6 protein-coding genes are annotated in these 12451 nt (G+C 75.8%); 4 read left to right on the top strand and 2 right to left on the bottom strand.

What is annotated here, in order from left to right; translation table 11 throughout:
• The coding region (locus H3C53_08165) for a translocation/assembly module TamB domain-containing protein (protein MBW7916639.1) at window positions 1-6599 on the top strand (6599 nt) is incomplete at its 5' end.
• Window positions 6600-6715: 116 nt separating this feature from the next.
• Entirely contained in the window at window positions 6716-8323 is a 1608-nt protein-coding gene (pckA, locus tag H3C53_08160) for a phosphoenolpyruvate carboxykinase (ATP) (protein ID MBW7916638.1), read from the top strand.
• Between the two features lie 79 nt (window positions 8324-8402).
• Here pckA and H3C53_08155 read toward each other — a convergent pair whose 3' ends face one another.
• A complete protein-coding gene (locus H3C53_08155) occupies window positions 8403-9746 on the bottom strand; it encodes a S41 family peptidase (GenBank protein MBW7916637.1) in 1344 nt (447 codons plus the stop codon).
• A 211-nt stretch (window positions 9747-9957) separates the two neighbouring features.
• Here H3C53_08155 and H3C53_08150 point away from each other — a divergent pair, with 211 nt between their 5' ends.
• Window positions 9958-11358, top strand: coding sequence for a glycogen synthase (locus tag H3C53_08150; GenBank protein MBW7916636.1), 1401 nt, complete (start codon window positions 9958-9960; stop codon window positions 11356-11358).
• Window positions 11355-12269, top strand: coding sequence for a tetratricopeptide repeat protein (locus H3C53_08145; GenBank protein MBW7916635.1), 915 nt, complete (start codon window positions 11355-11357; stop codon window positions 12267-12269). Before H3C53_08150 ends, H3C53_08145 begins: the two co-directional genes overlap by 4 nt.
• Before the next feature lie 12 nt (window positions 12270-12281).
• Here H3C53_08145 and H3C53_08140 read toward each other — a convergent pair.
• Window positions 12282-12451: hypothetical protein (locus H3C53_08140; GenBank protein ID MBW7916634.1), on the bottom strand; the 170-nt coding region annotated here is incomplete at its 5' end.

Below are 12451 nucleotides of genomic sequence, written 5' to 3'. Positions count from 1 at the left end.
TGAGCGCCGGTCGCCTCGGCGGCGAGATCGCGCTGCCGGCCGCCACCCCCGCCGGCGCCCTGCTCGCGCGAGTGAGTGCCGCCGGCACCTTGGCGGCGCCCGTCGCCACCGTCACGCTGGCGGGCGCCGCCGCGGGGAAGGTGGTGGCCACGCCGACCGAGGGCGTGGACGCGCGCCTCAGCGTGCCCGCACCCGGCCTGGTGGCGGCCGTGCCCGCGCTCGCGGCGCTCGGCGGGGCGCTCGAGCAGCCGCTGAGCGTCCACGCCACCCTGGCGCCCACCGGCGTCTGGACGGCCGAGGCGAGCGCCAGCCTCGAGGCCGGCGCCACCACCGGCGGGCTGCTCGTCGAGCTGAGCGGCACGGGCCTCGACTACTCCGGCAGGGCGGTCGTCGAGGGCGGCGGCGCCCCCCTCGCCGCGGCCGAGCTGACGGGCACGGGCGCGGCACTGCGCGGCAGCCTCGACCTCGGCGAGGTCGATTGGCCCGCCGTGGGCGCCGCCCTCGGGACCGACCTCCAAGTGACGGGCGGCGGGCTGCTCACCTTCGCCACCGACCCTCCCAGCGCCGGCCTGACGCTCGACCTCACCGCCGACGTGGCCGGCAACGAGCTGCGCCTGCGCGGCACTGCGCCCGACGACCTCCACCTCGCCCTCGCCGGACCGGCGGGCCAGCTCGAGGGGCTCCTCGCCTGGCGCGCCGCCGCTCCCGGTGCGGCGGCGGGCGCCGCCGGCCCGCAGGCGCGGCTGGTGGGCACCTACGGCGCCGTGCCCGTCGAGGTGGTCGTCGAGGCGGTCGACGAGGCGGTCGACGTGGCGACCGGGGCGCCGGATGCGCCGCCCGGCGACGGTGGGGGCGGCCCGGGCGCCCCGGGCGGGACCGCAGGCGGCGTGGCCGGCGCCGCCACAGACGGCGCGGCCGGCGGGGCAACCGGCACCGCGATCGGCGCCGCGACCGGCGGCCTCGGTCTGCGCGCCCGCTACGGCGCGGCCACCCTCACCGCGCGCCTGCTGCCAACGCCCGAGACGCCCGGCCCCCGCGCCCTCACCGCCCACCTCGACGCGCCCCCGGGCAGCCTCGTCGCCTACGGGGTGGCGGCGGACGCCGCCTTGGCGCTCGACGGCACCGACCTGAGCATCACGGCGCTGACGGGCAGCGTAACCGGCCTGCTGCCGGACGGCGCGCCGCTCACGCTTACGGCGGCCGGACCCGTCACCGGCCCGGCGGGAACCGCGCTGGCGGGCACGATCGCCACCCCGGCGGTGACCGACGCCGCCGGCTTCGAGCTCAGCGCGGCGGCGGCCACGGTGCGCTGGCGCGGGGCCACGCTCGGCTGCGCCACCGACCTGAGCGCCTGCGACCTGCGCGGCACCGCCAACGCGGACGACCTCGCCGCCCTCCTCGCCCCCTTCCCCACCGCCGCGGGCGCGGTCGACGCGCTGGCGCCCACCGTGACCGCCGACCTGGCCTGGTCGGTCGGGGGCGGCTTCACCGGCACCCTCGCCGCAGCGGCGCGGGCCGACGTGCCGGCGCTGGGCGAACCGGTGACGCTCACGCTGGCGGCGCGCGGGGAGGGTCGCCTCGCCGTCCACGCGACCGCGACGCAACCCGGCGCGGCCGCCGCGCGCCCCGGCGCGCCCGCCGACGACGCCCTCGCGACCCTCGACCTCACCCTCGCCGCCGACCCGCGCACCGACCCCGGCCTGAGCGGCAGCGCGGCCCTCCGCCTCGCCGCCGCCGACGTCGCGCTGCTCGAGCAGCTCGGCCTGAGCGCCCACCTGACGCCCGCGGGCGTGGAGCCCACTACCCTGACGGCCGACCTGAGCGTGGCCGGCACGCTGGGCGCCCCCACCCTCCGCGGCACCGCCACGCTGGGCGGGCCCCTCGCCGCGAGCGGCCCGCTGAGCTACGGCGCGGCCGTGGGCGGCGCCCCGCGCGCGAGCCTCGAGCTGACGGGCCCGGCGCTCGACCTGGCGCTCACCCTCACGGGCGGCCCGACCGTTGCCTGGGAGGCCGACGCCAAGGTGACGGGACTCGACCTCGGCCCCTGGTTGCCGCAGGCGCCGGCGCCCCGCCTCGACCTCGACCTGCGCGCCGACCCGCGCGGCGTGGCGCTCGACGACGTGGCGCTGACCGCCGGCCGCTCGCGCATCGCGGGCAGCGGCGAGCTGACCTACGCCGCCGGGGCGGGCGCGGCGGCCGCGGCGCGGTTGGCGCTCGAACTGGACGCGGACCTGGCGGACCTGGGCCTGGGCGCCGGCGTGAGCGGCACGCTGCGCGGGCCCGTCGCGCTCCACGCGCGCGACCTGGCCGACCCGGCCAGCTTCGCCCTCTCCGCCTCCCTCCAGGCCGCCGGCGTCGGCGTGCCGGGCGTCGACGGCGGCCTGGACGGCTCGCTCACCCTCGGCGGCACCCTGGCCGACCCGCTCGTCACCGCCACCCTGACGGGCACGGACCGCGTGCGCGGCACCCTGAGCGCCGGCGCCAGGCCCGCGCGGGGCGAGCTGACGATCGACAGCGACCTCGCTTACGGGCAGTTCGCCACCGACCTGACGCTCGGCCTGCAGGGCGGCGGCGCCGGGGCGTCGGGCACGGCCCGCTACGGCGACGCCGTCGTGCTCCTGGCGGACGGCCGGACGACGGGTGAAGACGGCGTGACCGTGACCGGCGCCGGGCGCCTGACGGGGTGGGAGGCGAGCGTGAGCGCCGACCTGAGCGAGGCGCGCCTAACGGGCGACCTCGCCGCCCTGGGCGGCGGCCTGGCCGGGCGGCTGGCGCTGACGCTCGGCGCCGCCACCGACGCTGGGCCGTGGCTGGACGCGGCCGTGACGGGCGCGGCCGTCGGCGACGTTGACCTCGGCGCCGTGAGCGTCACGGCCGCCGCGCCCCTCGCGCCCCTCGCCGTTACGGGCGACCACCTGAGCGGCGCGCTCGACGTGACCTCCGGGAGCTGGTCGGCCGCCGTGGCGGCGCTCGAGGTAGGCGGCGGGGTGAAGCTCGACCTGACGGCCGCCGGCACCTTCGCGGAGCTGCAGGCGGTGGCCGCGGCGACGGGACCCGACCTCGACCTCCAGCTGAACCTGACGGCCACGGCGGGCAACGTGGTCGCCGAGCTGGCCGGCACCGCCTACGGCGGGGCGGTGACCGGGCGCACCGAACGCGCCGAGGGGCCGTGGACGGGCGCGCTCGACCTGGCCGGCGCCGAGCTGGCGGGCCTGCGCCTGAGCGTGACCGGCACCGTGATGGGCGAGGGCGCGCTGCCGCAGCTGGTGCTGAGCACCGCCGTCGAGGCCGTCGACGGCGACCTGCGTGTGGCCGGGCGCGCCACCGTCACGACCGCCGGCATCACCGTCGACCAGGTGGTGAGCGGCGGCCCGACCTCCGTGCCGCTCAGGCTGCAGGGACGGGTGGCGCCGGACGCCGACCTGAGCGTGGCGACGCTGGCGTCGGCTCCCGGCGCGAGCGCGCGCGCCGAACTGCCCGTCATCTCGCAGGTGCGGCTCCGCGCCGTGCCGGGCCTCGGGCTGCTCGCCGCCGGCGCCGTCAGGCTGGACGTGGGCCCCGCCCGCCTGGTGCTGACCGGGCAGGACACGACGCCGCGCCTCAGCGTGCAGCTCGTCGGCCTGCCCCAGCTGCGCGCCGTGACCACCCTCGAGGCCGCCGACCTGCTGGGGTTGCTCACGCGCGCCGCGAGCGAGGGACTGCGCTTCGAGGGTAGCGACGCCGCCGCCGGCTTCCTCACCGTGGCGCTCGCCCCCACGCCGAGGGTCACCCTCGACGGTTTCGAGGCGCGCCTCGCCGGGATCACGCTCAGCGCCGACGGCGAGCTGAGCGCGGCGGGCGCGAACCTGGCGGGCGCCGTGACCCTCGCCACCGACCTCCCGCTCGCCGGGGCGGCTGGCGCCGCGGCGGGCCCCACGGAGTACACCCTCCCCTGGACGCTGACCACGGCGGGCGCCGAGTGGCGCCTGGCGTACGCGGGCCCGCTCGGGCGGCTCACGGGCACCTACGCTCCCGGCACGGCGCCCGACGCGGTGACGCTCGACGTCGACCTCCGCCTCAGCGGCGGCGCCGTGACCGCCAGCCTCGACCACCGCGGCGGCCGGCTGTCGGGCAGCCTGCAGGTCGACGACCTGCAGCTCTACCCGCCGGGCCTTGGCGCAGTGGTGGTGAACGCCACCGGCAGCGTCGCCGACGGGCGCGTGGGCGGCAGCGCCAACCTGCAGTCGGACGCGGGCCGACTGGCCTTCAGCGGCAGTTGGGGGCTCGCCGACCTGCTGCCGCCCAGCCTCGCGGTGGGAGCGCCGCGCGGCGGGCGGCTGGAGGCGCGCCTCCGCAACCTCGAGCTGGCCGACGTGCCCCTCGTCAGGGAGCGCGCCCCGTACCTCGCCGGCACGGTCACGGGCGCGTTGCAGCTCCGCGACGGCCTGGTGTTCGGGCAGTTCGTCAGCCCGGAACTCACGGCGGGCGGGACGAGCTCCGCCGTGGAGGTCGCCGTCAGCGGCGCCCTCTCCTCCGTCGACGTCAGCCTGCGCACCCGCGGCGCCACCCTCACCGCCAACCTGGCCGGCGACCGGCTGAGCGGCTCCGGGCGCTTCGAGCGCTTCCCGGCGCAGTTCCTGGCTCACGCCGTGGTCGGCCCGTCGGACGTCACCGCCGACGTCACTGGGGTGCTGCGCTTCGACCTGCCGCTGAGCGACCCGGCGGCCGGCTACCTGCGCCTGGCGACGGAGGAGGTGCGGCTCGAGCGGGCCGGCGTCCCCACCGTCGGCAACGTCACCCTCACCCTCGACGCCGGCACCGTGCAGGTGGACCGCGCCGAGTTCGCGGGTCTGGGGCGCTGGGAGGCCGCCGGCCTCCTGCGCCCCGACGACCTCGACTTCCACCTCGAGGCGGTCGACGCGGACTTCACGCCGCTGCTGGGCCTCTTCCCCTCCCTCGCGCGCCTCGGCATGGGCGCCGAGGGCTCGCTCACCATCGACGTGAAGGGCGACCTCGCCCAGCCGTCGGCGGTGATCGCCAGCGCCGGCCTCGACGTCGAGGTGGCCGGCAGCCGCTACCGCCTCGGCGGGACGCGGGTGGCGCTCGAGGGGAACGCGCTCACCGTCGCGGCGCAGTTGGACGGCGTGTCGCCCCTCGCCGGCAGCCTCGCCGTATCGGGCGGCGCGCGCCTCGACCTCGCCCCCTTCGCCCTCGGCGCGGTGGACGTCGGCTTCGACGGCAGCCTGGCGCTGCCCGGCGTCGGGGTGGTGGAGGGCGTGACCGGCAACCTGACGCAAGACGCCGATGGCGACCTCGCCCTGGCCGTCACGGGCCGGCTCGGCGAGGGCACGGCGCGGCTGGAGGGCGGCCTCTTCCCCCTCGACCTGCACGCCTCGGGCACCGGCCTGAGCGTCGCCTTCCCCGCCCTCATGGTCGCCAGCGCCGTGGTTGACGCCGACCTGCGCCTGGCGGGCGAGGCGGGCGGCGTGGCGCTGGGCGGCACCATCACGGCCGCCGAGGTGATCGTCGACCCCAACGCGCGCCCGCCCGCGCCGCCCGAGGGCGCCGCCGCGGCCCCGGAGCCGCCGCAACCGGCGCTGGCGGCGCTGCGCTTCGCCGGGCTGGCCATCCGCGCCCCGCAGCGCGTGCTCCTCACCACCAACCTGGGCTCCGGCGAGGCGGCGCTCGACCTGGTGCTGAGCGGCACGGCCGCCGCGCCGCGCCTGGTGGGCACCGCCAGCACCCTGCGCGGCAGCCTGCGCTTCTCCGGGCGCGACTTCACCATCGACCGCGCCATCGCCACCTTCGGACCCAGCACCGGCCTCTACCCCGCCCTCGACGTGGCGGCGCACACGGAACTCGACAAGTCGCGCGTCGTGGCGGCCGACAACCGCGTGAGCTTCGTGACGCCGCGCGAGGGGCAGACGTTCGTGGTGAACCTCGCCTTCACGGGCCAGGTGCAGGCCGCTCCCGCCGAGGAGGGCGGCTTCCGGTTCGACGTGCAGCCGCGCGTGTCGTCCGACGCCCGCATCGAGGTGGCGGGCGACGGTCCCGGTAGCGGCGTGAGGGCCTTCACGGACGCGGAGCTCATGAGCCTCCTCACGCTCGGGCGCTTCGAGCTGAACGCCGGCATCATCGGCACGGGCGGGCTCGGCGCGGCGGTGGCGCAGGGCGCGCTCGACACCGCCGTCGACCTCCTCGTGGTCAGCGAGCTGGCCAACGCCATCCGCCAGGCGCTCGGCCTCGACGTGGTCGAGATCCGCACCTCGGCGCTCTCGAGCCTCCTCGACGCGAGCGAGCAGCCGTTCGGGGTGTCGTTGCGCCTCGGCGGCTACCTGAACCCCGACCTGTTCGCCAGTTACCGGATCGGCACCTACGACGGACCGGACCGCGCCTACGCCATCACCAACGAGGTGCTCCTGTCGTACGGGCTCGGGCCGCTCGACCTGGACATCACCGGCCGCATCGACTTCCCCGGCGCCGGCGTGCCAGACCCGCCCCGTCCCGAGCTCGGCGTCTCCCTCTCCTACGCCTTCAGCCCCACCTTCGCCCTCGACGCGGGCGTCACCCTCGGCACGGAGCGCAGCGCCTTCCAGGTGGGCGTGACCCTGCGGTGGTGAGCCGCGCCGCGCAGGTGTACCGGCGCGGTGACAGCGCGCCCGGGAGACGACCCGGCCTACTGGTATAAGGGCGGTGTGGCCCGTCGACCGGCACGCGCCGCGGAGGTAACGACCCCATGACCGAGAACAGCAGCGCCAAGCAGTCCGCCTGGGCGCGCCCGCCAACGAGCCCGAGTAGCGGCCTCGACCTCTCGTCGGCGCGGCTCCTCCACGCCGACCTCAGCCCGGCCGAGCTCGTGGAGCACGCCCTGGCCCGCGGCGAGGCGCAGCTTGCGAGCACGGGCGCGCTGGTGGCCGACACGGGACAGTTCACGGGCCGCTCGCCCAAGGACAAGTACCTGGTCAGGAACGCCGCCAGCGAGGGCGTCGACTGGGGCGACGTCAACCAACCCGTCGAGCAGGCGCAGTTCGACCGGCTGCTGGCCGACATGACCGCTCACCTCGCCGGCATGGAGCTGTACGTGCAGGACCTCGCCGTGGGCGCCGACCCCGCCTACCAGCTGGGCGTGCGGGTGGTGACGGAGTACGCCTGGCACGGCCTGTTCGCCGCCAACCTGTTCAGGCGGCCAGACGCGGCGGGCCGGGAGCCGGACTGGCTGGTGCTCGACCTGCCGAGCTTCGAGGCCGACCCGGCGCGCCACGGTTGCCGCAGCACCACGGCCATCATGCTCGACTTCGAGCGGAGGCTCGTCCTCATCGCCAACACCGAGTACGCGGGCGAGATCAAGAAGTCGATCTTCGGCGTCCTCAACCTCGCGCTGCCGCGGCGCGACGTCTTCCCCATGCACTGCGCCGCCAACGAGACGGACACGGGGCGCGTGGCGCTCTTCTTCGGGCTCTCGGGCACCGGCAAGACGACGCTGTCGGCCGACCCGGAGCGACGCCTCATAGGCGACGACGAGCACGGCTGGTCGCACGAGGGCATCTTCAACTTCGAGGGCGGCTGCTACGCCAAGGTCGTCAACCTGTCCGCGGCGGCCGAACCCGAGATCTACTCGGCGAGCACGCGCTTCGGCGCGGTGCTCGAGAACGTGCGCCTGCGGGCGGGGCGCGAGCCCGACTACGCCGACACCAGCAAGACGGAGAACACCCGCTCCGCCTACCCGCTCGGCTTCATCTCCAACGCGTCCACGTCGGGCGTGGGCTGGCCCGCCTCTGACGTCGTCTTCCTGAGCGCCGACGCCTTCGGGGTGCTGCCGCCACTGGCGCGCCTCACGGTGCCGCAGGCGCTGTACCACTTCCTCAGCGGCTACACCGCCAAGGTGGCCGGCACCGAGCGCGGCGTCACGGAGCCCACGGCCACCTTCAGCGCCTGCTTCGGGGCGCCGTTCATGCCCCTCCCACCCGTGGAGTACGCGGAGATGCTGCGCGCCCGACTGGAGGAGCACGGCTCGCGCGTGTGGCTGGTGAACACGGGCTGGACGGGCGGCGGGCACGGGGTGGGCGAGCGCATCAAGCTGCGCCACACCCGCACGATGGTGCGGGCCGCCCTGCGGGGGGAGCTCGACGACGCCGACACCTACGTCGACCCGGTCTTCGGGCTGCACGTCCCCACGCTCGTGCCGGGCGTGCCGGCGGCCCTGCTGCACCCGCGCGGCACGTGGGCGGAGCCGGCCGACTACGATGCGGCGGCCGCCAACCTCGCCGCCATGTTCAGACGCAACTTCGAACGCTTCGCCGCCTCGGCGCCCGCCGACGTGGCGGCGGCCGGCCCTCGCCCTTAGGCGGCGCCGCTGGTTGGCGTCATAAGCGGCGAGGCGGCCGCGTCCGCACGGCCGCGGCGCGGCACGCGCGCCGCGTCGTTCAGTTGCCGCTCTGAGCGATGCTCTCCTCGAGCGTGGCCACGGCCGTCTGGAGCGCCGTGTCGGTGTCGAGGTGGACGATGGCCTCGCCCTGCACCTCGCTCACCTCGCGCACGCCGCCGAGCGCCAGGATGTTGAACTTGCCGTCCTCGCCCGCCACGGCCGAGCCGACCACTTGCCCGTCGACGACCAGGTCGACGGTCTGGCCCTCGTGCAGCCCCTGCCCGTCGGCGACGATGGTGCGCGGGTAGCGCGTGTCCGGCGCCTTCACGTCGGGCGTGATGCCCTTCTCGGCGATGGAGCGCCGGTCGGGGGTGAGCCACTCGAACGACACGTACCTTAGCTGCCCGCCGTCCGATAGCGACAGCACCGACTGGGCCACGCCCTTGCCGAACGTGGGCTCGCCCACCACGAGGGCGCGGCCGTTCTCCTGCAGGGCGCCCGCCACGATCTCGGAGGCCGAGGCGGAGTTCTCGTTGACGAGCACCACCATGGGCAGGTCGTACGCCTTCGGGTCGGCGGACGCGTAGCGCTGCGTGACGCCGCGCGAACGCTGGAAGACGATGTCGCCCTTGCTGAGGAAGTCGTCGGCGATGAGCACGGCCTGGTTGAGGAGCCCGCCCGAGTTGTCGCGCAGGTCGAGGACGAGCGAGGTGGCGCCCTGCGCGATCAGCTTGTCGAGGTGCTCGACCAACTGCTCGTGCAGGCGCTGGTTGTTGAACGAGGTGAGGGCGATGTAGCCCACCCCGCCCGGCAGCATGGCGCTGGCCACGTCGACGATCTGGATGGTGGAGCGCTCGATGACGAACGTGAGCTGCTCCGGTTCGCCGGGCCGCGTCATGACTAGCGTGACGTCGGTGCCCTTCGGGCCCCTCACGAGGTCGGCCACCTCGCTGGTGGTCAGGTCGGCCACCTCCACGCCGTCCACGCTAACGAAGATGTCGCCGCGCCTGAGGCCCGCCTTGGAGGCCGGCCCGCCGGCGTAGACGGTGAGGATCTCGACGCCCTTGCCGGACTGGCGGTCGTGCGGCGTGAGCACGGCCCCGATGCCCTCGAACGAGCCGGTCAGGTCCTGGTTCTCGCGCGCCGCGTCCTTGGGCAGGAGGTAGCTCGTGTACGGGTCGTCGAGCGACGCCAACATGCCGGTGATGGCGCCCTGGATGAGGGAGTCGTCGTCGACGTCGTTAAGGTAACCGCTCTTCAGCGCACCGAACGCCTGCACGAGCGCGCGTCCGGACGGGTTGTTGAAGAACTCGCCCGCGTAGTCCCGGGACAGCTGGGCGTTGACGACCATGGTGCCAAGGGCCAGCGCCACCAGACCCGCGATGTACCATCTGCGCTTCATGAAGCCTCCGTCGGTTGATCACGCATGCGTCCTAGAGTATACGGACGCAACATGAGAGGCCGCGGCGGGCGCTACGGGCGCCGTCCGCGCGCGCCCTCCGCGCGCGCCCTCCGGGCGGCCCCGAGCGGGCCCGGGCGGCGCACCGAGCGGGCCCGGACGGCGCGCCCTCCAACCGCAGCCGCGAGGCGGCCCCAGCGGCTAAGCTGGACGCGTGAAGGTCCTCTTCTCGGCCGCCGAGGTCGTCCCCTACAGCAAGACGGGCGGCCTCGCCGACGTGGCCGGCGCGCTGCCGCAGGCCCTCGCGCGCCTCGGTCACGAGGTGCTGGTGGTGAGCCCCTGGTACGCCCGCCTGGGCGGCGACCCCGCCCCCTACTGGGTGGGCGACGTGGCCGCGCCGTTCGCGGGCGGCTTCGAGTCCGTCGGGGTCGGCGTGCTGGAGGCCGGCGGGGTGCGCTACGCCTTCGTGGGGCACGACGACTACCGCCGCGAGCGCCTGTACGGCTACCCCGACGACGCGCGGCGCTTCGCGCGCTTCTCGCGCGCCGTGCCGGCCGTGGCGGCGCGCCTGGGGTTCGTCCCCAACATCGTGCACGCCAACGACTGGCACACCGGCTACCTGCCCATGCTCCTCGAGCGCGGCTGGCACCTCCCCCCGGGCTTCCCCGGCCTCCGCAGCGTCTACACCGTCCACAACGTGCAGTTCCAGGGCGAGTCGGGCCTCGCCGAGACCGTGCACTGGCTCCGCCTCGGCACCGACCTCACGCGCTCGTACCTCGACCACTTCGGGCGCGCCAACGCCATGCAGGCGGGCGTTGGCTTCGCCCGCAGCGTCACGACCGTGAGCCCCACCTACGCCCGCGAGCTGCAGACGCCCGAGTACGGCTTCACGCTCGACGGCACCTTCCGCGCCCTGGCCCACAAGCTGCAGGGCATCCTCAACGGCATCGACACGGCCGCGTGGGACCCCGCCACCGACCCGGTCCTCCCCGCGCCGTACTCCGCCGCCGACCCCACGGGAAAGGCCGCCGCGCGCGAGGCGCTGCTCGGGCGCCACGCCCTGGAGGGCGACGGCCCCGTGCTTGGGGTCGTGTCGCGCCTGGCACAGCAGAAGGGCATCGACATGCTCCTCGCCGGCGCACCCTCGCTGCTCGCCGCCGGCTGGACGCTGGTGCTGCTCGGTGCCGGCGAGGCGGGCCTGGAGGCGGCAGTGGCCGGGCTGGCGCGGGCGCACCCTGGCCGCGTTGGCGCCACGCTCGGTTACGACGAGGAGCTGGCGCACCTCGTCTACGCCGGCGCCGACGCCCTGGCTGTGCCTAGCCGTTTCGAGCCGTGCGGCCTCTCGCAGATGATCGCCATGCGCTACGGCACCCTGCCCATCGTGCACGCCACCGGCGGCCTCAAGGACACGGTGGAGCACGGCCGCACCGGCTTCGCCTTCGAGCACCCGACGGTCGAGGGCCTCCTGTGGGCGGCCGGCGAGGCGCGCCGCGCCTACGGCACGGCCGCGTGGCGCCGGATGCAGGCGGCCGCCATGGCGGAGGACCACTCGTGGGGCGCGTCGGCGACGGCCTATTCAGACCTCTACCAGGGCGTGCTACGGTCTTGGACGTGACGGCAGACGCCCACACCCCAGAGCCCACGCCCGGCGGGACTGCCACGCCCGGCCCCGACGCCACGCACGGACCCGGCGGCGCCGAGTCCCGCGACGCGTCGGCAGCCCACGCCACGCAGGTCACCGGCGCCGCGCCGGCCCCAGCCGCGGCCCAGCTCGACTGGCGCCAGGCGCTCGCCGACAGGCGCTTCATGGCGGCACGCCAGGCCTACATCGTCTCCGGCGGCACCGATCAGGCGACCCTGGCCGCGCTCGGCGCCCTCTCGGACGTGCAGGAGCTCGTGCACGAACGCTCGTTCGACAAGGCCGTCAAGCGCATCGAGCGGCAGGAGCAGCCTGCGCCGCTCGTGCCGTGGCCCGAGCTCATCGGTCAGCTGGAGGCCCTCAAGGCGGCCGCGGCCCAGCTCGACCGGCGCGACCCCGACGCGGCCGGCGCCGCCCTCGCCGAGCTGCCCGACGACAACTGGTTCCCCTCGGAGTACCTCACGCAGCTTGGCACCGTGCGCATCTACGACTCCGACCTCGCCGCCGCTCAGACGGCGTTCGAGGCCGCCGTCGCACTCGACCCGAAGCACTACCGCGCCCTCACCAACCTCGGCAACGTGGCGCTAGAGCAGGGGCGCGTCGACGCGGCCATCGAGCACTACCAGGCCGCCCTCAAGGTCAACGAGGACTTCTCCAACGCCCATCACAACCTGGGCGTCGCCTACCGCCGCAAGGGGCACCTCAACAAGAGCGTCAAGTCGCTGCGGCGCGCGCAGCGCGCGCAACAGAAGCGCGAGGCGGCCGTGGCGCGCGAGAGCCTCGGCAAGTGGACGGGCGCGAGCGGCTCCAAGTTCCTGAAGTACCTGCTGTGGGGCGCGGCCGCCGTGGGCGCCTACCTCATCCTCAAGGCGGCCGGCTACCTCTAGCCGGCACGGCGCTCAGTCGTCGAGCAGCTCCTTGAGCACCAGCTCCACGTCCTCGTCAGCGAGCGGGAGTAACTCCGGCTCGCCGTCGCCGAGCAGGGCGTGGACCTGCTCCAGCAACCCGGCGTCCTCGCACCGGTCGACGCGCTCGTGGACGGCGTCACGCAGGGTGTCTAGGTTCCTCA

The sequence above is a fragment of the Trueperaceae bacterium genome (assembly GCA_019454765.1).
In the GTDB taxonomy this organism is placed as follows: domain Bacteria; phylum Deinococcota; class Deinococci; order Deinococcales; family Trueperaceae; genus JAAYYF01.
The sequence above is the reverse complement of the archived record's forward strand: the minus strand, read 5'-3'. Positions and strand labels throughout refer to the sequence as shown.